This window comes from Herbidospora mongoliensis, assembly GCF_001570545.1.
Taxonomy (GTDB): Bacteria; Actinomycetota; Actinomycetes; order Streptosporangiales; family Streptosporangiaceae; genus Herbidospora; species Herbidospora mongoliensis.
The window spans coordinates 40038-61966 of sequence record NZ_BBXD01000012.1; the positions used below are offsets into that span (position 1 = coordinate 40038).

The 21929-nt window shown below is 68.1% G+C and carries 19 protein-coding genes; 11 read left to right on the forward strand and 8 right to left on the reverse strand.

Annotated elements, in window-relative coordinates; all coding sequences use genetic code 11:
• Positions 1-95 precede the first annotated feature (95 nt).
• On the reverse strand, positions 96-2333 hold the full coding sequence (locus AW272_RS44155) for a serine/threonine-protein kinase (protein ID WP_066364827.1): 2238 nt from the start codon (positions 2331-2333) through the stop codon (positions 96-98).
• Positions 2334-2692: 359 nt separating this feature from the next.
• Here AW272_RS44155 and AW272_RS15040 point away from each other — a divergent pair, with 359 nt between their 5' ends.
• The 3 genes from AW272_RS15040 to AW272_RS15050 all read left to right on the forward strand — a co-directional run bounded on the left by AW272_RS15040 (position 2693) and on the right by AW272_RS15050 (position 5001).
• A complete protein-coding gene (locus AW272_RS15040) occupies positions 2693-3331 on the forward strand; it encodes a LuxR C-terminal-related transcriptional regulator (protein ID WP_066364828.1) in 639 nt (212 codons plus the stop codon).
• Between the two features lie 115 nt (positions 3332-3446).
• Complete coding sequence (locus tag AW272_RS15045; RefSeq protein WP_157518567.1) at positions 3447-3773, forward strand: hypothetical protein; 327 nt, start codon at positions 3447-3449, stop codon at positions 3771-3773.
• Between the two features lie 4 nt (positions 3774-3777).
• Positions 3778-5001, forward strand: a complete 1224-nt coding sequence (locus AW272_RS15050; RefSeq protein WP_245657552.1) for an alpha/beta fold hydrolase — start codon at positions 3778-3780, stop codon at positions 4999-5001.
• Here the strand turns inward: AW272_RS15050 and AW272_RS15055 are convergent.
• Positions 4964-8113, reverse strand: coding sequence for an NACHT domain-containing protein (locus AW272_RS15055; protein ID WP_066364833.1), 3150 nt, complete (start codon positions 8111-8113; stop codon positions 4964-4966). The genes AW272_RS15050 and AW272_RS15055 overlap by 38 nt on opposite strands.
• Before the next feature lie 36 nt (positions 8114-8149).
• On the opposite strand from AW272_RS15055, the gene AW272_RS15060 reads away from it, so the two are divergent.
• Positions 8150-8824: a ThuA domain-containing protein gene (locus AW272_RS15060; protein WP_066364835.1), complete on the forward strand. Its 675-nt coding sequence runs from the start codon at positions 8150-8152 to the stop codon at positions 8822-8824.
• Here AW272_RS15060 and AW272_RS15065 read toward each other — a convergent pair.
• The 4 genes from AW272_RS15065 to AW272_RS15080 all read right to left on the reverse strand — a co-directional run bounded on the left by AW272_RS15065 (position 8792) and on the right by AW272_RS15080 (position 12532).
• Complete coding sequence (locus tag AW272_RS15065; protein ID WP_066364837.1) at positions 8792-9439, reverse strand: MerR family transcriptional regulator; 648 nt, start codon at positions 9437-9439, stop codon at positions 8792-8794. The two genes, AW272_RS15060 and AW272_RS15065, sit on opposite strands and share 33 nt — an antisense overlap.
• 10 nt (positions 9440-9449) lie before the next feature.
• Positions 9450-10268 carry an SAM-dependent methyltransferase gene (locus AW272_RS15070; protein WP_083958339.1) on the reverse strand — a complete coding sequence of 273 codons (819 nt, stop codon included), beginning with the start codon at positions 10266-10268 and terminating at the stop codon, positions 9450-9452.
• 209 nt (positions 10269-10477) lie between these two features.
• A complete protein-coding gene (locus AW272_RS15075) occupies positions 10478-11431 on the reverse strand; it encodes an SIS domain-containing protein (RefSeq protein ID WP_066364838.1) in 954 nt (317 codons plus the stop codon).
• Positions 11432-11443: 12 nt separating this feature from the next.
• Positions 11444-12532, reverse strand: coding sequence for an aminoglycoside phosphotransferase (locus AW272_RS15080; RefSeq protein WP_157518568.1), 1089 nt, complete (start codon positions 12530-12532; stop codon positions 11444-11446).
• 122 nt (positions 12533-12654) lie between these two features.
• On the opposite strand from AW272_RS15080, the gene AW272_RS15085 reads away from it, so the two are divergent.
• The 3 genes from AW272_RS15085 to AW272_RS15095 are packed head-to-tail and all read left to right on the forward strand — an operon-like array spanning position 12655 to position 15312.
• Positions 12655-13509 (forward strand): ABC transporter permease, encoded by an 855-nt coding sequence (locus AW272_RS15085; protein WP_066364842.1) that lies wholly within the window; start codon positions 12655-12657, stop codon positions 13507-13509.
• The gene (locus AW272_RS15090; protein ID WP_066364844.1) at positions 13502-14281 is read left to right on the forward strand and encodes an ABC transporter permease; all 780 of its coding nucleotides are present in this window, start codon (positions 13502-13504) and stop codon (positions 14279-14281) included. The genes AW272_RS15085 and AW272_RS15090 overlap by 8 nt, the downstream gene beginning before the upstream one ends.
• Positions 14278-15312 (forward strand): ABC transporter ATP-binding protein, encoded by a 1035-nt coding sequence (locus AW272_RS15095; protein ID WP_083958340.1) that lies wholly within the window; start codon positions 14278-14280, stop codon positions 15310-15312. The genes AW272_RS15090 and AW272_RS15095 overlap by 4 nt, the downstream gene beginning before the upstream one ends.
• Before the next feature lie 170 nt (positions 15313-15482).
• Here the strand turns inward: AW272_RS15095 and AW272_RS15100 are convergent, their stop codons facing one another.
• Positions 15483-16196, reverse strand: a complete 714-nt coding sequence (locus AW272_RS15100; RefSeq protein ID WP_157518569.1) for a TetR/AcrR family transcriptional regulator — start codon at positions 16194-16196, stop codon at positions 15483-15485.
• A gap of 108 nt (positions 16197-16304) precedes the next feature.
• Here AW272_RS15100 and AW272_RS15105 point away from each other — a divergent pair, with 108 nt between their 5' ends.
• From AW272_RS15105 to AW272_RS15120, 4 genes are all read left to right on the forward strand, one after another.
• A complete protein-coding gene (locus tag AW272_RS15105) occupies positions 16305-17672 on the forward strand; it encodes an NAD(P)/FAD-dependent oxidoreductase (RefSeq protein WP_245657553.1) in 1368 nt (455 codons plus the stop codon).
• A 9-nt stretch (positions 17673-17681) separates the two neighbouring features.
• Positions 17682-19079: an aminobutyraldehyde dehydrogenase gene (locus AW272_RS15110; RefSeq protein WP_066364846.1), complete on the forward strand. Its 1398-nt coding sequence runs from the start codon at positions 17682-17684 to the stop codon at positions 19077-19079.
• 239 nt (positions 19080-19318) lie between these two features.
• On the forward strand, positions 19319-19786 hold the full coding sequence (locus AW272_RS15115; protein WP_066364847.1) for a hypothetical protein: 468 nt from the start codon (positions 19319-19321) through the stop codon (positions 19784-19786).
• Positions 19783-21159: an SGNH/GDSL hydrolase family protein gene (locus AW272_RS15120; RefSeq protein ID WP_083958342.1), complete on the forward strand. Its 1377-nt coding sequence runs from the start codon at positions 19783-19785 to the stop codon at positions 21157-21159. Before AW272_RS15115 ends, AW272_RS15120 begins: the two co-directional genes overlap by 4 nt.
• Before the next feature lie 18 nt (positions 21160-21177).
• Here AW272_RS15120 and AW272_RS15125 read toward each other — a convergent pair whose 3' ends face one another.
• Positions 21178-21912, reverse strand: coding sequence for a GntR family transcriptional regulator (locus AW272_RS15125; RefSeq protein WP_245657554.1), 735 nt, complete (start codon positions 21910-21912; stop codon positions 21178-21180).
• Between the last annotated feature and the right edge of the window lie 17 nt (positions 21913-21929).

Below are 21929 nucleotides of genomic sequence, written 5' to 3' on the forward strand. Positions count from 1 at the left end.
AACTGCGTGAAATGGATGTTCAAGTACCTTTAATGCATAGGTCAACCGACTTTACTCAAACATGACCAAACCGGACATGCGAGTGATGTGCCAGGTCAGAGGGCTCGGCCGCTCTGCGACTCCGACGGCGTAGGGGTTTCCGACTCCTCTTCCGCAGGACAGGCGGCGGAGTCGATCGTGACGGTCTGGGTGGCCGCGTCGCCACCGGGCGACGCCGTCACGCTCACCTGTCGGACATCCTTCGTCCCACAGGGAGCGGCCCGGTAGCCGGTCTGGAACTCCCGGGTGTAGTCCTTGTCGCCGCTCAGTTCCGCCGTCGAGGTGGTGACGATCGGGTTGGTCTCGCGTTCGCCGGAGCGGATCGTCCGGGTGAACGTCACCGTGAGCGTGATCGCCGTGGTGCTCCCCGAGGTCACCTTGACGGTCGCGAGTGAACCGTTCCAGCCCTGCAGGCTGACCGCCGGCGGCGCGCAGGCGGGTCCGGTGACCCGCTTCTGGCTGGTCTGCGGGCCGTTGCCCGACGCCGGTTCCGTGGTGATCTGGACCGCGTACGTCGACGTCTGGCCGCACGGCGGTTCGCCCAGGTCGGTGCGGGCGGTGAAGGAGTACTCCTGGTGCCCGGAGAGGGTCGTACGGGATGTCTTGGTGAACGCGCCGTCGCGGCCGAACCTGGCGGTCACCTTGACCGGCCCGGTGCCGGTGGTTTTGAGCTTCACGCCGGCCGCCTTGCCGTCCCAGGCGGTGATCGTCACGCCTTCGACCCCGGGAGGCGGGCACGGGGCGCCCTTGACCGAGACGGTCTTCGCCGCCGCCTTGCCCGAGGAGGGCGAGGTCTCGACGGTGACGCGGCGGTGGGAGGTCGTACCGCAGGCGGGGGCGGTGAAGGCCTGCTGCACGACGGGGGCGTAGGCGGTCGCGCCCGCGAGCGGGACCACCTGCGGCGGCAGCGAGTTCAGCGCCGACGCGTCGGGGCCCTCGGCGAACCGGACCGTCATGGTCACCGGCGCCGGGGTGTTCGTCACGATCCGGACCGTGGCCGACTGGCCGTCGAACGAGTGGATGCCCAGGCTGGAGACCTTGAGCGGCGGCGGGGGAGCGGTCGCCGTGGCGGTCGCGGTCACCGTGGGCGTGATGGTGCCCGGCGGCTGGACCGTCGACGGCTGCTCGGTGGTGGTCTCCTCCGACGGCTCCTCCGTCGTCGGCTGCTCCTCCGGGGTGGCGGGCGCGGTCGATTCCTCTGTCGGCAGGACCGGCGGCGCGGCCTCGGTGGGGGTCTGCGTGGGCGGTCGCAACGTGGTGCCGCCCGCGACCGGGGTCTGGCCGTTGGCCGCCACCACGATCGCGATCACCGCCGCCGCGACCAGCGATCCGGCGATGGCGAACCTCGGCGCGAACCGGGTCAGCCGCTGGCTCAGGATCGTGCGGGCCAGCGAGGTGTTCACCTGGGGCGGCGACGTGGGCTTGGCCAGCGGGAACATCAGCGCCATCAGCGTGGCGAGCTCGGCCAGGTGCCGCCTGCCGCGTTCCTCCCAGTCACGGCCGTAGGCCGCCAGCGCCGCGAGCTCCAGATCGGCGACGAACTGGTCGGCGGTCGGCGGCCGGGACATCGGGTCCTTGGCCATGCCCCGCCCGACCAGCGCCCGCACCGACGCCGGCACCTCCATCGTCGGGATCGGCGCCCCCTGGTGGGCCCGCCGCAGCAGCCCCACGTCGAGCGAGGTGAAAGGCCGATGGCCGGTCAGGCACTCGAAGAACACGCAGGTCGCGGCGTAGACGTCGGTCGCCGGGCTGGCCGGGTTCCCGGCCCACTGCTCCGGAGCCATGTACGGCGGCGTCCCCGTCGCCTGCCCCGCCTCGCCGACGTGGCTGGCGATGCCGAAGTCGGCCAGCTTGCTGCCGCCGTCGGCCTGCACGAGCACGTTCTCCGGCTTGTAGTCGCGGTGCACCACGCCATGGGCGTGCGCCGCGGAAAGACCTAACAGCGACCCCTTCAGCACGACCAGCGCCGCCTCGGGCGAGGTGTGGCCGTGCTCGGCCAGGATGCGCCGCAGCGACACGCCGTCGACCAGCTCCATCACGATGGCGGCGTCGCCTCGGGGGGACTGCACGTATTCGTACAGCCGTACCACGTTCGCGTTCTCCAGCTCGACCATGAGCCGGGCCTCACGCTGGAAGCTGGCCAGGAAGCCGGGGTCGCGTCGCAGCGTCTCGCTCAGGTATTTGATGGCGACGTAGGCTCCCGTCGACTCGTACGTCGCCAGCACGACCCGGCCGCCGCCCCCGGCACCGAGTTCGCGTACCTCCCGGTAACCCGGAACCGTCCACGTGCTCAACTGCGAAGCCCCCTCCATCGGGCACCCGGCGCTAAAAGTCACCTAACGCCGCGTACTCATACGAAGGTCTCACCGCATCGCCATCTTGTCACCGGACTAGAAATGTCACCTTGTCGCTGCAAACCCATTGGGCATGGGACGTAACCGACTGTGGCCGGCCGCCTGACCTGCTGCTTTGGCGCGAAGTTGACGAAGACGGCCCGAGCATTGATGTCCGATGGTGATACTGGATGACGTAGGTGACCGGTTTGCCCGGTCCGCGTCATGGACGCACGTAAATAGCCGAAAAAGTTCGTCCGGATATCCCCTTGTCCAGGGTCGTATCGCGTGTCCAGAATCTAATTTTGGGGGTGGGACACATGATCAAAGTCGCCGTTGCCGATGATCACCCGCATGCACAGGCCGGGATCCGGCGCCTGCTGGCCCGGATGCCGGAGGTGGGGTCCGTCGTCGGCGCCCCGTCCGCCGAGGCTCTGGCCCGCACCGGCGCCGAGGTCGACGTGCTCCTACTGGCTCTCTATCGCGAAGACCGGCAGCCGGCCCTCGCCGAGATCGAAGAGTGGACCGCCGGAGCCCGCGTGCTCGTCTTCTCCCACTCGCTCGGCATGACCGGCCACCCCTCCGACGTCGTCGAAGCGCTTCAGTCCGGCGCGTCCGGCTACCTCCTCAAGAACACCCAGCCCGACGAGTTCCGCGACGCGGTGCTGCACGTGGCGGCGGGCGGATTCGTCCTGGGACAAGGCCTGGCCACCGTGCTGCGCGGCGAGTTCGCCCTGGCGACCTCACTGCTCTGCCTGCGCCCCGCCCTGTCCCCGCGCGAGGCCGAGGTCCTGCGGCTGATCTCCAAGGGGTGCACGCACCCCGAGGCGGCGAAGTCGATGAACATCGAAGAGATGTCCGTCGACCAGTTGGTGGCCCGCATCCAGGTGAAACTCGGGTTCGGCCACCCCCGCGACCTGCGCCGCGTGACAGAAGACTTGGGGCTCCAGAAGCTCTGAGGGTTGCATGTGGCCTGGCACCGGAAGACGCTGGGACACAGTGACTTCGGACGAGTACGAGGAGCAGGCACGCCTGTACCTCGCGGCGATTGCACGTGGAGCGGCTGGCGCTGAGGTGGTCGACGCATTGCTGGCGCATGCCCGCGTCGCCCGGTCCCCCGCATCGGTGGACGGGGCCGTGCGCGCCGCCCGCTCCCTGTGCGAGCGTGACGCCTACGAGCATTCGGGGACGCTGGTGCGCGCCCTCCGATCGGGGGCGGACACCCTGATCCGACGCCCCGGCATCGCACTTCCCCTGGCGGAGGAGGCCGTGTCCGTCGCCCGCGGTCTCGGCGGCCCTCCCCTGATCGTGTCCCTGGCGACCCTGTCACGGGTACTCCGGGCGGCGGGACGAGTGGCCGACGCGGATGCGGCGGAGGCCGAGGCGGAGTCGCTATCGTGACGCGGTGACCGTTTCCATGCCCGGTGTCTCCCTGACGGACCACGTGTTCACCGTCCCGCTCGACCACTCCGATCTCTCTGCGGGGTTGATCGAGGTGTTCGCGCGGGAGGCGTGTGACCCCCGGCGGGTGGGCGAGGACCTGCCGTGGCTGGTGTTCCTGCAGGGCGGTCCGGGTGGGAGGTCACCCCGGCCTCTGGGCGGGGACGGCTGGCTCGGGTACGCCCTGCGCACTCACCGGGTGCTGCTGCTCGACCAGCGGGGGACGGGCCGCAGCAGCCCCGTGACGGCGAAGTCGCTGCCGCACCCTGACGGTCCCGAACTCGCCGCGTATCTGCGGCACTTCCGCGCCGACTCGATCGTGGACGACGCCGAACACATCCGCCGTTCTTTGGGCGTCGAGCGCTGGTCGACGCTGGGCCAGTCCTACGGCGGCTTCGTGACCCTGACGTATTTGTCGAAAGCACCCGACTCGCTGTCGGCCTGCTACGTGACCGGGGGACTGGCGGGTCTCCACGCCGATGCGGACGAGGTCTACTCCCGGACCTACCGGCGCGTGGAAGACAAACTCCGCCGCTACTTCATCCGCTATCCGGACGACCGCGCCCGCCTCGACGGCCTGCTCGCCTTCCTGGACCAGAACGACATCCGCCTCCCGGATGGCGACCGCCTCACGCCGCAGCGTCTCAAGTTCCTGGGTACGGAACTGGGCACCGGTACCGGTGCTGAATCCCTGCACTGGGTTCTGACCGAGGCCTGGGTCGGTGGCGAGCTCTCGGATGACTTCCTCTACCAGGTCATGGCCGCGACGTCTTTCGCCGGCAATCCCCTGTACGCGGTCATGCACGAGTCCATCTACTCGCAGGGCGCCCCGACGAACTGGGCTGCCGCCCGCCTGGCCCCGGACCTCCCTTTGACGGGGGAGATGATCTATCCGTGGATGTTCGACGAGATCAGGGCGCTGCGGCCGTTCAGGGAAACGGCGGAGTGCTTGGCCCAGATGACCTGGCCGACGTTGTATGACCCCGCTCGCCTGGCCACGAACGAGGTCCCGGTGGGAGCGGTCGTCTACTACGACGACATGTATGTGGACGAGGGATTGTCAGCCCAGACGGCACGTGAGGTCGCCAACGTGACGACGTGGGTCACGAACGAGTGGGAACACGACGGCCTGCGGGTGTCGGGCGAGACGGTCATTCGGAAGGTGCTGGGCTCGATCCAGGCCAGGTGAGGCGATAGCGACCGCCTTCGGCGCGGATGATGCGCCGGGCTCGGCGGAGGAGATGCGGGTCGGCGGACGCGATCTCGTCGAAGTCGTCGGGGCTCATCCGGCGCACCACGTCGAAGGCGAGCACCGGGGCGGCCGAGGGGTCGATCTCGAGCTCCATCAGCGTCACCGTCGCCAGGAGCGCGTCGGAGACTGTCGTGCCGTTGACCTTCATCAGCCGGTCGACCAGTTCGAGGTGGTCACGGTCCCGTGCGACCACGTACAGCACGCAGTCGAGCAGCACGCTGATGCGGGCCGAGCTGATCCGGAGCTGCCGGTCGCAGATCTCCGCGACGACCTCGATCGGCAGGTGGTGCCGATCGCTGTAGACCAGGTCGAGGAGACGGCGCTCCATCCACGGGCTGATCGTTTCGATGTTGTCGAGGGCCTGCTGGTCGGCGGGGAGCATGAGCCACGCTTCGAGCAGCGGGCCGAAGAACGAGTTAGCCGGCAGGCGCGAGCTCTTCTTGTAGGACGTCGCCAACGTCGGCTGATGGTAGAACACCATCCTGGCCAGGGCGTTGATGGGCTGGCGGCCGAGGCCGGTGTCGAGTGAGGTCTGGGCCGGACGAACATCCCAGTAGGCGTGGGCGTTCCGGGGCAGGACGTTGTGGGTCCAGGCGATGACGTCGCCGGTTCCCGAAAGGCCGTCGGCGACCGGCTGGTCGAAGCGGGTGACGGTGATCTCCCGTTGCTCGCCTTCCCACGTGCGGGCGATGGCCAGCCAGTCGTTGACGGCGGGCCATTCGTCGCCCGTGGTGCCCGCCCGCCAGAGGTCGACGAGGTTCTGCCACAACGCGATTCGCGGTTCCCGCCCGCCGAACAATTCCTTCGCCCGTGTCGGCCCGGTGAGGATGACGAGCAGCAGCACCAGATTGGCGGAGCGGCGGGCGACTCGATGCACACTGGAGACGGCGACCGGCTGATATTCGCTTTGTCCGGCCACGCTGCCGAAATAGGTGCTCTGCAGCATTCTCAGAAGGGCCGGCCGGATGCGTGGATCGTCGACCCGCATCTCTGCGAGGAATCGCAGAATCGGCGTTCGAACGGCCACGACCGCGAAGGAGAGTAATTCTTCGAGATTGGTGTGCGCCGGCGGGCGGAAGCGGCTGGGCCGGGCCTCCAGTTCCGCTTCTTCCTGCACCAGGTCCCTGATCAGCCGGGCCACGAGATACTCGCCGAAGGTCGCGTGCAGGAACTCATATGTGCTGACCGCGTCGGTGTCCTGCCGGGCCTGTGCCTGATGGACGAAGAAGAACCTGCCGAGCACTTTCTGCGCTGCGGTCAGGGGGCGCTGGAACCCTGTCGTCGTGGCCGGTGCCTCGGGCATCAGGGCGTTGAGATCGCGGTTCAGTTCGTCGTGCGTGACCCACTGCTGGCCCCGGTTGAACATGGCGAACGCGGCGACCGACAGACGCAGCAGTTCGAATTCGACGGCCGCGTCGAGGGCTTCGTGGGCAAGCCCCCGTTCGTGCTTGCGGATTTCCCGCACGGCGAATCGGCGCACCAGCCGTTCGTACAACTCCGACTGGAGCAGCCGGCCGGTCAGAACCGCTCCGTCAGAGTCGTAGAGGGCGAGCATCAGCAGGAGGAGTGGCTGCCTGGCCAGGTCGGGGTAGCAGAGCACGTCGTGGAGTGACAGATCGGCCCCGGTGCTGCGGTTCCATGAGCCGACCCACTCGGCGACCTGATCGTCGGAGAAGGGCTCAAGGCGGAGTGCCACCGATTCCGGCGGCACCCGGCAGCGGTCCGCCACGGCGGTCCGGGTGGTGATGATCACCGCGAGCGGGCGGCCCAACAAGGCCTCGCGTTCCTGGAACTCCATCGCCTGGCGCAGGTAGTCGGCCCGGTTGACGCCAGTGGCCTGGAGTAATTCGTCGAGACCGTCGAGGAGGACGACCGGCAGCGCCCCCTCGGCGGCTCGAGCCAGGTCGGGCCAGGAGAGCGTTTCACCGGTCGTCGCGTGGATGCCGGTCTCGATCTGTTCCTGGATGCCCGCGTCGGCGGGCACCTGCCGCAACGGCACTCGGATGGGCAGGAAATCGCTCTGCGGCAGCCGGGCGGCGAGCATCTGGGTCAGCACCGACTTGCCCGCGCCGGGCTGACCGAGGATGAGCAGCGGTGCCTGGACCGCCTCCGCCGAGGTCAGGTGTCCGGCCAGCACCTGTCCCAGGTCGCCGCGCGTCTCCTCCCGTTCCCAGGTGGACTCCAGGCTCAGATCGCTGCGCCCCGGATCGGCGAGTCGCCGGAAGAGCGGGACCACGTAGGCTTCGCCGAGGCTCGGCATGCCCAGGTCGCCGAGTTGGTCGTCGCTCTGGCTGATCGGCCGGATCGGCGCTGCCGCGTTGAGCGCGTGGATGCTCGCCACCTTCGCCGAAGGCGCCCGCCCGGCTGTCACCTCCATCAGCATCGACTCCAGCCCCGCGAGCCCCGCCTGAGCGGATTCGTGGGCCCGCATCTGGGCCCAGAAAGCGAATTCGGGGAAGTCGGTTGCCAGCCGGTAGTAGAGATCCTGGTAGCGGGCGACCGCGGCCTGGGGGAGGTCGTGGGAGAAGGCGTACATCAGCGCCTGCCAACGGTCGGAGTCGGCGCTGCTCTCAGGCAGAAATTCGATGATCTCCTGGAGTTGGACGCCCGCGAACGCGTAGTTCAGCATCAAGCTGTTGAGGTGTGCCGACGTCGGTGTCGTCGGATCGCTTCCGATCAGACAGCCGTGCAGCCGTCTCACTCGGCTCATCAGCTGGGCGGCAGGACCCTCGATCTTCAGATCCTTGAGGGGGACAGGGAGATCGAGGTTGTCCAGCGCCTCGAAGAACGCCGTCGTGATGATGACCTCATGGGCCGCGACCAGTCGTTCGGTCCGGGTCGCCCGGGGAACCCTGCTCACTTTCTCCCGCAGATCTCCGAAGATCTGATGCGCCAGCCGGAGCGCCTCGGTCTTCGCGTCGAACAGGCTCAACGTGATCGGTCCGCCCGCCAGCAGGCCTAATCCAAGAGCCGTATCGAGAGCCTTGATCGTGCGGGACTGCCCGCCCAGTAGCTTCACCGCGTCGGCGTAGGTCACCCGCTTGGCCATTCCCTGATCCTAGGGACCTGTGATGCAGTGGCGGGTATGGCGCGAAATCTCATTCTTTCCGGAGGGGTGGCGCATGACTTTGCGGCCACGTCACAAACCCTGGCCGAGGTCCTCCTCGAAGCGGGGATCGAGTCGGAGATCACCGAGGACATCGCGGGCGCCCTGGCCGAGCCCCCTCAGGTCGATCTGATCACGATCAACGCCCTGCGCTGGTGCCACCAGAGCGGTCACTTCGAGAGCCAGCGCGCATACTGGCACTTCGAGCTGAGCCAGGATGCGAGAGCGGTCCTGCTGGACCACCTGAACAAGGGCGGCGGAGTGCTCGCCATGCACAGCGCCTCCATCTGCTTCGACGACTGGCAGGGCTGGCCGCGTGTCCTCGGGGCGTCGTGGAAGTGGGGCAAGTCGCACCACCCGCCGATCGGCTGGACCGCCGTCCACGTCAACCGCGACCACGCGATCACCGATGGCTTACGCGACTTCGACGTCGTCGACGAGGTCTACAGCGACCTCGACATCCTCCCCGACGTCACCCCGCTGGCCACGTCGCTGGGCCAGCCGGTGCTCTGGGCCCGGAACGTCAGACGCGGGCGGCTCGTCTACGACGCGTTGGGGCACGACACGCGGTCCTACGACTCACCCGTACACAGGACGCTGCTGTGCCGGGCCGCCCAGTGGTTACTTCGGCAGCCCGTCGGGATCAGCGAGTAGCCGCGCCGACTCCGACTCCTCGGCGAGTCGCCGCACCACGTCCAGGACCCGGCCGTAGAGCACGGTCCCGATCACGTGGGCCTCGACCGCCGTCTCGCGTGGTCCGTCGAACGGTATCCTCGCCATCTCGTGGTCGCGCACCAGGCCGCCGACCGCGGCGGCGTAGGGGCGCAGGTCAGGCAGGGTCACGTCGTGGTCGAGGCGGCGGAGGGTCACGATGGTCTGGGCGAGTTCGTTCCGGCCGGGGGCGTTGGCGGCGACCCGCCAGCCGCGTTCGCGGATCAGTTCGTCGACCATGGCCCGGGCCGCGATCCACTCGTCGGTCTCCTCGGGTTCGGTCTTGGGGGACAGCGCGTAGTGCGCCGTGCCGAGCATCTCGTGGACGCCCATCTTCTCGTCCTCGACCGCCTCGATCACGGCCCGGATCGCCGAGATGGGGAGCTTGCCCACCTCCAGGAGGGCACGGATCAACCGGAGGCGTCGCACGTGCGACTGGCCGTAGACGGATCGGGTCGCGGAGGTCTGCTCGCCCGCGGGCAGGAGGCCTTCGCGCAGGTAGTACTTGATGGTCGGGATGGGTACCCCGGTGGCGTCGCTTAGCTGGGAGATGCGCACGCTGGATATGCTAGCTATCCAAGCGGCCCACTCCGGCCAGCCCGATCGCCCCGCTCGACGACTTCGTCAGCGCCTGGACCACCGGGTCGTCGGGGCGCCAGTCGGAGATCTGGACCACGCCGGGTTCGTACAGGTCGAAACCGTCGAAGAGCGACAGGACCTCGGAATGGGTGCGGAAGGTGATGCCGCCGGCCGAGCTCTTGGCGTAGACCTTCTGGCCCGCGGCCAGGTCGTCGCCGAAGGCCTCGCCGGGGCTCATGTGGCTGATCACGAGGTGGCTGCCGGGCACGACCGCGTCGCGGAACTCGGCGACCACGCGGCGGGCCTCGTCGTCGTCGGTGACGAAGTGGAGGACGGCCACCAGCAGGATCGCGATCGGCTTGGAGAAGTCCAGGTGGGCGCGCACTTCCGGGTGGCCGGTGATCCAGCCGGGCTCGCGCAGGTCGCCGTCGGTCACGACGGTGCTCGGGTTGTCCGCCAGGATCGCGCGGGCGTGGACCAGGACCATGGGGTCGTTGTCGACGTACACGACCTTGGAATCGGGTGCGTGCCGCAGGGCCACCTCGTGGACGTTGTCCCGGGTGGGCAGGCCCGCGCCGACGTCGAGGAACTGGGTCACGCCCTGGTCGATCAGGTGGCGGACGGCCCGGCCGAGGAACTCGCGGTTGGCGCGGGCCAGTTCCTTCGCGTCGGGCGAGATGGCGTTGATCGCCTCCGCGGCCTCGCGGTCGACGGCGAAATGGTCTTTGCCGCCCAGGAAGTAGTCGTACATCCGGGCGACACTCGGCGTGAGAGGGTCGACGCCGGGAGGTGCCTTTTCGAGGGTCACAGCGTGATCCTAAACCGCACCAGACTGGCCGGTATGCGAAAAAACGGATCACTCAACCCGTGCTTGAGTGTGAAATCGTCCGGGATTAGCGTGATTTGTGCCCGCCGGGACGGATCGCGCCCCGCCCCGGTGGGCCTCAGTTAATTGGTGCGGAATGTCACTATTGAGGGACTTATGGCCCGAGCGACTCCGGAACACCGGTAGCTTTCCTACCCGTGCGCCCACCACGACGCGGCGACCAGCTCGGCGACGAGCGTCTCCGTGAGGAGCGCGACGCCGGGATCGTCGTCATGCCTGTAACGCACGCCTCCGGCCTGCCCGGCCACCTCGCCGCCGACGGTGACGACAGTCGAACCCCGTTCGCGGACCCATTCCATCGCCTGCCCGTCGTAGGGCGAGCCGGGGAACAGCAGGGCGCGGTAGTCGTAGGTCTTGGTGAGGTAGACGTCGACGTGAGCCCAGTCGCCGGTCTCGCAGGCGGTGGCCTGGCGGCGCGGGCCCTCGCGGACCATGAGCGCCGACTGGTCGGCCGACGAGAGGCGTTCGGCGGGGGCGATCGTGTAGACGCCGTGGGGGCCGTCGAGCAGTTCCAGGACTCCGGGCAGCCAGTCGCTCCGCCGGTCGAGCAGGTCCTGCGTCGCCTCGGCGGCGCGTCTGACCAGGGCGCCGTCGACGCCCTGGCCGACCCTCTGATCGAACAGGGCGAGCAGCAGGGCGAGGGTGTGCTGGAAGGTGCGGCAGGCCACGCCGCCCTCCTCGGGGCCGGCCAGCATCGGGATGACGTGGTCGGCGCCCTTCGTGATGGGCGAGCCGTCCTTGTTGGTGAGCGCGGCCACGAAGGAGACGCCGTGGTGACGCGCCACCGCTTCGAGCGTCTCGCGGCTGCCCCCGGTGGCGGAGATCGCCACCACCAGGGTCGCCGGGTCGGGCGGGTAGCCCAGACTCGTCGAGGCGTAGTCGGCGGCGGCGTCGATCCCGGCGGCGCGCAGGCGCAGGGCGGCGACGCGGGCGGCGTACCGGGAACTGCCCATGCCCAGGAACAGCACCCGCCGCACGGTTGTCGGCAGGCCGTCGAACAGGCCGCCCGCGTCGAGCGCGGTGGCCAGCCGATCGAGCGACTCGGGCTTCTTCAGCAGGTCGTCGAGGAACTTTCCGGCGTCCATTCCAGCAGCCTCTCAGAACCAGGTGCGCAGCACGCCCATGGGGGCGTAACGCCAGCGGGCCAGGAACCGGCCCGCGTAGATGAGCTCCCGGCAGAGCTGCTCGACCTCGAACGGCCGCAGGAGCGAACGGTCGAGCAGGTCACCCCGGCCGGCGTCGTCGAGTCGTTTCGTGTACGCGTTCTCCAGGCCCTCCCGCGCGCCCCACACCCAGGCCGAGATCGCCTGGGGATCGGCGCCGCGCCGCTTGATCGCGACCTGTCCGGCGTTCTCGATGCTGATCCCGAGCTGGGCCAGGTCGCGGGCCGCCGGCTGGTAGGGCGAGGCGCCGGTCACGGTCGGGTTGCCGTCGAAGTCGATCAGCGCGAAGCCCTCGTCCCATTCGAGGATCTGGCCCACGTGGAGGTCGCCGTGGACGCGCATCACCGAGGTCTCACCGGCCACCTGCAGCGGCGCGAGCTCCCGCCTCAGGTCGGCGACGTGATCGGCGAGCCAGCGCGCGTCGGTCTCGTCGGTCGTCAGGGCCAGCGCCTCGCCGAGGGCGTGTTCGGCCCGATCCGACCAGTCGTCGGTGGGAGGCACCAGGCGTACCGGATCGGCGATGACCCCGGACGGCCTGGCCATCGCCAGGTGCAGATCCGCGGCCAGGATGCCGATCTCCGCCGCGAAGGCGGTGCGCCCGGCCACGGCCTCGTCGGCGCACCACTCCCAGCCGTCGCGGGCCCCCGGCAGGTACGCCGTGGCCAGCCCGGCCAGAGCGGTGCCGCAGAAGATCGCCGCGTAGGGTTCCGCCGTGCGGGTGAACCCCGTATCGGACAGATGGGTCAGCATCTCCAGACCGGGATGCGGCCCCTCCGCCGGACGGGGGAACCACTTCACGATCACCTTCTCGCCCACGACGACCGACCGGTAGGTCTGGTCGACGGTGATCGGGCGTTCTCCGGCCGGGAAGTCGGGCAGCGGGCGCAGCTCGCGCACCGTGAAGGGCGCCGGTGCGGCACCCAGGTTCCGGAGGACCTGCTCGGTCACTCCGGGACCCGCCTCAAGCTCGTCGCTGAGACGCAAGACGACGTTCCCCGGCAACGTCCAGTCTGCGGTAGCCACCGCGCTCTCCTGAATGTCGATTCAACTGGAAGCACAAACTCAAAGCTCACCCCGTACGGCACAGTCTTGTCTAATTTGATGTCTCCTGCAACACTCGCCAAACATCAGAAGGGGGGCCCGATATGTCGCGTGGGCGAGGTTCGTTCCTCGCGCGGTTGATCTTCCTCGGACCTGGGCTGATCATGTTGACGCTGCTGGCCGTGGTGCCGATGCTGCTGATGCTCAGCACCATGTTCTTCCAGCGCGGTCGTTTTGGTGGGGTGGTCTACGAATTCACCACCGCCAACTTCAGCAGGCTGTTCCAACCGCTCTACCTGAACGTGATCCAGGACAGCCTGGTCGTCGCGGGCGTGGTGACGGTGCTGGCACTGCTGATCGGCTATCCGACGGCATATGCCATCGCGCTGCTTCCGGCGAAGTGGAAGACGATCGCGCTTCTGGCCATCATGCTGCCGTTCTGGACGAACTTCCTGATCCGGATGTACGCCTGGACGATCCTGCTCAGTGGTCCGGGCCTGGTCAACGAGTCGCTCACAGGCATCGGCCTGATCGACGAGCCGCTCGAACTGCTCTACAACAGGGGCACGGTCGTCGTCGGCCTGCTCTACGGATATCTTTCGCTCATGATCCTGCCGATCTACTCGGCGGTGGAGCGGCTCGACCCGCGCCTGCGGGAGGCCAGCGCCAACCTGGGCGCCTCCCCGATCCGCACGTTCTTCAGCGTCACGCTGCCGTTGACGCTGCCGTCCGCGCTGATCGGCGCCGTGCTCGTGTTCGTGCCCAGCTTCGGGAACTTCGTGGTGCCGGAGATCCTCGGCGGCGGAAAAGCGATCATGGTCGGCAACCTGATCCGCGACCAGTTCCTCAAGGCCCGCGACTGGCCCTTCGGCGCCACGCTCGCGCTCGCGATGATCGTGGTGACGCTGGTCCTGCTGCTGGCCCAGTCGATCGTCTCGCGGAGGACGCGGAGTGCGTAAGAGGTCGTCGCGTATCGTCTTCCTGCCCCTGTGGCTGGTCTATCTGTTCTTCTACGTGCCCATCGCGGTCGTGGTCTTCATGTCGTTCAACGCCGGCGACAACCCGTACATCTTCGAGGGCTTCAGCCTCGACTGGTACGGCAAGCTGGCCGGCGACGCCACCATCCTCGAAGGGCTCGGCAACACCCTGATCGTCGCGATCGGCACCTGCCTGATCTCGACGGTCGTCGGCACGTTGCTGGCGGTCGGCCTGGCCCGGCACACCCGGTCCAAGGTGCTGGAGGCCATCGCCACCCTGCCGGCCATCCTGCCGGAGCTGATGCTGGCCATCGGCCTGCTCATCTTCTACAGCGCGGTGAACTTCACGCTGGGCCTGACCTCGATCCTGCTGGCCCACCTGACCTTCGGCATCCCGTTGGTCGCGGTGGTCGTCAGGGTGCGGCTGGCCTCGATGGACACCTCGCTCGAAGAGGCCTCGACCGATCTCGGCGCGAGCCCGATCCAGACGTTCTTCCGCATCACCATGCCCGGTCTGGCCCCCGGCATCGCGGCGGGCGCGCTGCTGGCGTTCACCTTCTCGCTCGACGAGTTCGTGCTGGCCTTCTTCTCGGCCGGCCCGACCGACCCGACGCTGCCCATCGTGATCTACTCGATGGTCAGGTTCGGCGTGACCCCCGACATCAACGCTCTGGCCACCATCCTGCTGACCATCAGCGTGGTCGCGGTGCTCGCCGTCCAGCGCATGACCCGACTCACGGAGTCCCTCAAATGACACTGCTTTCCATCGAGGGGGTATCCCGTAAGTTCGGGAACGTCACGGCCCTCGAGGACGTCTCCATCGACATCAAGCAGGGGGAGTTCTTCGCCCTGCTCGGCCCGTCGGGCTGCGGCAAGACGACACTGCTGCGCATCCTGGCCGGGTTCGAGACGCCCGACCAGGGAGGGGTCCGCCTCGACGGCGCCGACCTGCTGAAGTTCGCCCCGCACAAGCGCCCGGTCAACCTGATGTTCCAGTCGTACGCGCTGTTCCCCCACATGACCGTGGCCAAGAACGTCGCCTACGGCCTGGAGCGCGAGAACCTCCCCAGGGCCGAGATCAAGGCCCGGGTGGGCGAGGTCCTGGAGAAGGTCGGCCTCGACTCGATGGCGAGCCGCCGCCCCGCCCAGATGTCCGGCGGCCAGCAGCAGCGCGTCGCCCTGGCCCGCGCGATCGTGAAGCGCCCCCGGCTGCTGCTGCTCGACGAGCCGCTGTCCGCGCTGGACAAGAAGGTCCGCGCGGAGATGCAACTCGAGCTCAAGCGCCTCCAGAACGAGGTCGGCATCACCTTCGTCGTGGTCACCCACGACCAGGAGGAGGCCATGTCCCTGGCCGACCGCATCGCGGTCATGGACCAGGGCCGGGTCGAGCAGATCGACGCCCCCGTGACCCTCTACGACCGCCCGCGCACCTACTTCGTGGCCGACTTCATCGGCGCGAACAACCTGTTCACGGGCGCGATCCGCGGCGGCGTCTTCTCCGCCGACGGCCTCGGCCCGCTGCCCTCCAAGGCGACGACCGCCGACGCGCCCGCCGCGCTGGCGATCCGCCCCGAGCGGGTCCGCCTGACCGAGCCCGCCCCCGGGATGGTCCAGGGCGTGGTCGTGGACGTGAGCTTCTACGGCGGCGTGTCACACATCGCAGTCGAGGTGCGGGGGCTGGGCCGCAAGCTCCTGGCGGCGACCCAGGGCTCGGCCAGGATCACGCCGGGGACCGTGGTCGGCGTGACGTGGCGGCCGGAGGACGCGGTCCTGATCCCCAACTGAGCACAGCGTCAGAATCGGCACCGCATCCCGTGAGGTTTCCAGGGTGCGGTGCCGATTCGCGTTGACCGGGCCTTCCCCGGGCGGTCACGGGGGCGCCGGTCGCGCCCTTTGAGCCGCGGGGGCATTCCTGCCGGCTGGACGCATCTTCGCGCCGGATCCCGTCCTCGGGGTCAGCCGGCGTCCTGCGGTTGTGCGGTCGAGCCGTCGGCTGTTCCGGTGCTCTTCCTCGGGCGGGTCGTCCGCGTCGTGCGGGTCGCCTTCGGGCGGGGCGGGGCCGGGGTCTCCTTCAGCGGGTGGCCGGTGGCCATGCGGGCGAAGTCGAGGATGAGGCCGACGGCCTCGTCGGGGCCGATCGAGTGGTGCCGGGCGATGATGCGGTAGCCGTAGGCGTCTTCGAGGGCGACGAGGTTGCGGGCGATCTGCTCGGAGTCGCCCGCGAGCTTGAACACCCCTTGGGCGGCGCCGACCTCCAGGATCATCTGGTACATCGCCACCTGGCGGTCGTAGAGCGTGGTCAGCAGGGTGCCGTAGACGCGGTTGCGGCCGGCGGCGCCGCCGAGTTCGCACAGCAGTCGCACGCCCGCGTCGTCGGGGCTCTCGGGCAGGCCCGACCGGATCGTCGTGATCAGCTTCTGGGCCGGGTCGGCCATGCCACTGATCTTCTTGACGCGCTGCTCGTAGAACCGCTCCATGCCCGCGTGGTGGGCCTCGATCAGCAGGTCGCGCAGATCGGGATAGTGGTAGAGCACCGCGCCTGAGGTGAGGCCCGCTTCTTCTGCGATCTGGTTCAGATGCACGCCCTCGGCGCCGTGCTGGATCATCGCGCGCCTGGCCGCGTCGATCAGTTCGACCCGTCGATCTGCCCTGCTCTTCCGCTGAGTCACCGCACCCCGCCCCGTATGGAGGATCTCACAACAAGTGTCGCAGGTCTTGACGTGGTTGCTCGATAAGTATTTGAATCACGATTCAACAAATATCGGTCGGAGGGGATCGTGATTACGGACGCACTGCCGCGGGTCTTTTGGACCGACCGGCCCGGTCCGGCCGCGTACCCGGCGCTGACGGAGGCGACGACGGCCGACCTGCTGATCGTGGGAGGCGGCTTCACCGGCCTCTGGGCTGCTGTGCTGGCCAAACAAGAAAACCCCGCCTGCGACGTCGTTCTGGTGGAAGCCGAACGTATCGCGTTCGGCGCCACCGGCCGAAACGGGGGTTTCATCGCCGATTCGATCACCCACGGCCTGACCCACGGCGCACACCGCTGGCCTGGGGAGATCGATCTTCTCCTGGCGATCGGCCGGGAGAATCTGGCCGCCATCGCCGCTTTCGTGGCTGAAAACAACATCGACGCCGATCTCCGCCTCTGCGGCAAGACCACGGCGGCCGTCGCACCCCATCAGGTGGCCGAATTGCGGGCCGCCGAAAAGCGCCACCGGGATCATGGCGAAGACGCCACATTCCTGGACGCCGGGGAGATGCGGACCGACGTCCACTCGCCGACCTACCTGGGCGGACTGCGGCTGCGCGGCACCGGCGGTCTCGTCGACCCGGTGAAGCTGGCCTGGGGAATGCTCCGCGTCGCCGAGGACCTCGGCGTGCGGTTCTACGAGCACACGCGGGTCACCGGTATGGAGCGATCCGGATCTTCGGTACGGGTTCCGACCGTCCACGGCATGATCAACGCCGGCCAGGTCCTCGTCGCGACCAACGCGTTCCCGTCGCCGCTGCGGCGCCTGAACAACTTCGTCCTGCCGGTGTGGGACTACGTCCTGATGACCGAACCGCTCGACGCCGGGCAACGCGCGTCGCTGGGCTGGGCGGAGGCGCAAGGCATCACCGACGGCGGGAACCAGTTCCACTACTACCGCCTGACGGCCGACGACCGGCTGCTGTTCGGCGGGTACGACGCTGTCTACAACTTCCGGGGCGGCGGCAGCGACCAGCGTCCCGAGTCCCACGCGCTGCTGGCCCGCCACCTGCTGGAGACCTTCCCGCAGCTCGAAGGGGTCAGGGCGACCCACCGCTGGGGCGGCCTGATCGACTCGACGAGCCGCTTCACCCCGTTCTTCGGCACCGCGATGGGCGGCCGCGTCGCCTACGCCCTCGGCTACACCGGCCTCGGTGTGGGCGCCTCGCGCTTCGGCGCCCTGGCCGGGCTCGATCTGCTGGCGCGGCGGGAGACCAGACGTACCGGACTGAAGATGGTGCGCCGCCCCCCGGTGCCGTTCCCACCTGAGCCGATCCGCTGGCCGGTGGTCGAGTTCACCCGCCGGGCCCTGGCTCGCGCCGACGCGAACGAGGGCAGGCGCGGGCCGTGGCTCCGCCTGCTCGATCGCTTCGGCATCGGTTTCGACAGTTAGAAGACGCAGATGACGACTTTGATCAATCCCGCGACCGGCCAGGTCATCGAGGATGTGGCGGACAGCTCACTGACCGATGTCGCGGTGAAGGTGGCCGAGGCGCGGGCGGCCTTCGAGCAGTGGCGCGACGCCACCCCGGGGGAGCGGGCCCGGGTGCTGCTGCGACTGGCCGACCTGGTCGAACGCGACGCCGACGAACTGACCCGCCTGGAGGTCGAGGAGACCGGTAAGCCGGCCGCGGTGTTCCGCGACGGCGAACTCCCCTTCGCCGCCGACAACCTGCGCTTCTTCGCCGGGGCCGCCCGATCCCTGGACGGGACCGGCGCCGGAATGCTGAGCGCCGGTTACACCTCGATGCTGATCCGCCGGCCCATCGGGGTCGTGGGATCGATCGCGCCGTGGAACTTCCCGTTCATCATGGCGATCTGGAAGGTCGGCCCGGCCATCGCGGCCGGGAACGGCGTGGTCATCAAGCCGGCCCCCCGCACTCCCCGCACGACCCTGCGCCTGGCCGAACTGATGGCCGAGGCGGGCGCCCCCGCGGGCCTGCTCGGCGTAGTGACCGGCGGGGGCGACGTGGGCCAGGCCCTCGTGACCGACCCCGGCGTGGACATGGTCAGCGTGACCGGCTCGACCGCGACCGGCAAGGCCGTGATGCGCGGCGCCGTCGACGGTCTCAAGCGCGTGCACCTGGAACTCGGCGGCAAGGCCCCCGCCCTGGTGTTCGCCGACGCCGACCTGGAGGCGATGGCCTTCGGCGTCACGATGGGCGCGACCTACAACACCGGGCAGGACTGCACCGCCGCCACCCGGGTCTACATCGAACGTTCCCGCTACGCCGAGGCCGTCGAAGCGCTCGCGGCGACGCTGGAAAAGGTACGTCCAGGCGATCCCTGGGCCGACGGGACCGACATCGGCCCGTTGATCTCCGCCGAGCACCGGGACAGGGTGCACGGCTACGTCGCGCGCGCGTCGGGCCGGATCGTCCGTGGGGGCGACCCGCTCGACGCGCCCGGCTACTACTACGCGCCGACCCTCGTCGCGGACGCGGAGCAGGGGAGCGAGATCGTGCAGGGGGAGGTGTTCGGGCCGGTGCTGGTCGCGCTGCCGTTCGCCGGGGAGGACGAGGCGGTGCGGCTGGCCAACGACACGCCTTACGGTCTGGCGTCGTCTGTGTGGTCTTCCGACGTGTCCCGGGCGCTGCGGGTGTCGCACCGGCTGGACGTCGGGGTGACGTGGGTGAACGACCACCTGCCGATCGCGTCCGAGGCGCCGCATGGCGGGGTGAAGGGGAGCGGGTTCGGCAAGGACATGAGCCAGGAGGCGGTCGGCGAGTATTCGGTGACGCGACACCTGATGATCAAGCACGCGGCCCCGGCCGAACGAGACTCCTTCCGCCCGGCCTGAGCTTCATCGGAAATCCCGGAAATTCTTGAAAGCCGACGTTAGTCGAATATGACCGTGCCGGATGGCGGGGGCTTCTGTTCATGGCATCTCCTTCGTAGGATCAATGCTGTGCCCCCCAATAAGCTCATTCTTCATCTCGAAGTGGACGATTGGCATAAAAGGGAAGAACTGTCTGAAATTGGCATAAGTACTTGCTTGTGGATCGTCGGTTGAGCTTGCCTAGATGGATCCTGGCTGGCGTGGTCATCGCGGTAGCGGCCGCGATACTCGCTTTCTTCCTTGTCAAGAATCAGGATTCCGGCTCGCCGGCTCTCCAGCAGGCGAGGAAAGACTCAGCAGGAGACGCGGCTCAGTTCCCCTCTCCCGCGGGTGACAGCGAAAGCGCCGTTTTCCTCGCGGATCAAGGAAAAGCACTGGTCGACGTACTTCATGATTCTGCGATAGAGCAGATCTCCCCACCGGGAGATCAACCCGGGGAGTGCGCCAGGAGGATAGAGCGGCTGACATCCGAACTCCCGATGGACGCCGCCGCCGACCTCATAGAGAGAATTCCGGACGAGGTGGCACGCGAGCTGTTCCACAAGGAGCGCCGTGCCCTGTCGGCCGCCCTCGCGGAATGCCCTGGATCTGAGGACACGCACGACGAACTGGCGGATGCGGTCGGCCTTGTCGATCTTCGCCTGGACGCGTTGGGGGTGCCGCGATGAGAAGTCGTCCCGTCCTGCTGCTCGTCGCGACAGCGATGTTCTCGTTACTCCTGCCAGCTCATTCGGCCTCCCCCCTCGGTCACGCGGAAGATCTCTCGTGGCTCGCGCTGGGCGACAGCTACTCCTCTGGAGAGGGCATTCCCGGGACGACGAGAATCCGCGACCAGCACGGCCGCGAATGCGCCAGAGCCACCGGGATGATTTCCGCGACGAAGAAAAGCGATGCCCGTGCGTGGGGTGTGGTGGCCTTCGAACGGGTCAAGCGGCCAAAATTCGCCACCCAGGAATTCGTGGCCTGTACGGGGGCCATAACGGATGACTGGAACGAGCAGGTGGTGGAGGCGGAGGGCTGGGGCAGATCGAAATGGGATCTGATCACCTTCAGCCTCGGAGGAAACAATATCGGCTTCGCCAACGTCATCACCCGTTGTCTCGGCCTGGACGTGTGGGGGTATCCCAAACTACCTGGATGCGGCATCAGCCTGAAGACGCTCAAGTCACGAGTGGACATGCTGACGGGAAGCGCTCCGAAAGGAAAAGGGTATAAGGGAAGTGTCAATCTTCCCGCGCTCTACGATGGGCTGGCCAGCCGGGTGAACCCTGGTGGAAACATCATCGTGGCCGGATATCCGCAGGTGATCGAGGAGGTCGGTCGATGGGCCCTGTGGCGACGTGCGGTCGGCAGCTGTGCGGGAATTTACGCCGACGATATCAAGATGCTCAGGCGGCTCGGCACCTACCTAAACGACGAGATAGCCGGCGCCGTCAGAAAAGCCGATGATCGATGGGCCTCCAGGGGAGTGAGGTTCCACTTCCTGGATATCGCGAACAATGTCTATGAGAAATCAGGCGACTCGGCCGACCGGCATGGCCTGTGTTCCAAGGACCCATGGCTGAACGGCCTGACGCTCTCCCTGACCTCGGGCGATATGCGGAAGCAGCGATCGTTTCACCCGACCAGAAAGGGGCACCTCCAGACGGGGGTACATTTGGCAGAATATATCGAAAGCAGTGTTACCTTTAACGTCGAGCCCAGAGGTGTCAATGTCGTCATGGCCGCCCGGGATGCGATCCTGGGAATCGTCGACGGCACCCACGGAACCAAGGTTACCGATTACGGCGACGATTGGATTCGTTACGAATCCGGAGGGAAATCCGAATCGGTTAAGGTTGACTGCAATGGCTACGGCGTAGAGCAGGCCGGAACCACCGTCCTGTGCGGCCATACACCCACTCTGTTTCAGGGCGCCGCGATCGCCGTTCGAGTGATCGGCCGGCCACCGACAGCCGAGACGGTCGTCCTGACTGGCGACTACTCCGCCGCCTGTGGCAAGCCTTGGGTGCTGGAGCTCATCAGAAGAGCGAACTGCTGACTCTTCAGACCCGCCGCCTCAGCCCGATTCGGCGTCGAAGTACAGCTCCGACGTCACCCGATACCGATCCCCTCGGTAGATCGACCGGGTGAACTCGACGATCCGCTGGTTCACGTCGCGGGTCGTCCGCTCGACCAGCAGCGCCGGGAAGTGTTCCGGCACGCCCAGCAGCTCGGCCTCCGTCTCGTCGGTGACCGTCGCCTCGATGGTCTGCACCGCGCTGCGCACGTCCACCCCGAAGCGCTCCCGCAGGACCTTGTAGAACGACCCCGTCTCCATGTCGGCCGGGACGAGCCCCGGCACCAGTTCGTGGGGCAGGTGCAGCCGTTCGATCGCCATCGGTTCGTCGTCGACGACGCGGAGGCGGACCACCCGGAGCACGGGGGTCGCGGGGGCCAGTTGCAGCCGGCTGGTCAGTTGCGGGCCGGCGGGGGAGGAGCCGAACTCCAGGATCGCGCTCAGCCATTTTCCCTCGGCGGGCGGCGCGTAGAACGATCCACTCGGGGTCGCGGCCAAAGCCTGGGTGACGCGTTGCGGGCCGGTGAAGGTGCCCCGGCCGTGTTCGCGGACCAGGACGCCCGAGCGCACCAGGTCGTCTATGGCCGCCCGCAGGGTCGGGCGGGAAACGCCCAGTTCCTTGCACAGGTCGCGCTCCGACGGGATGGCCTCGCCGGGCTTCTTGTCGGCCACGTAGTCGAGCAGGAAGTCGCGTACCCGGTCGCGCTTCAGGCCTGCTCGCATGTTGACAGTCACGCCTCCGACCTTACCAG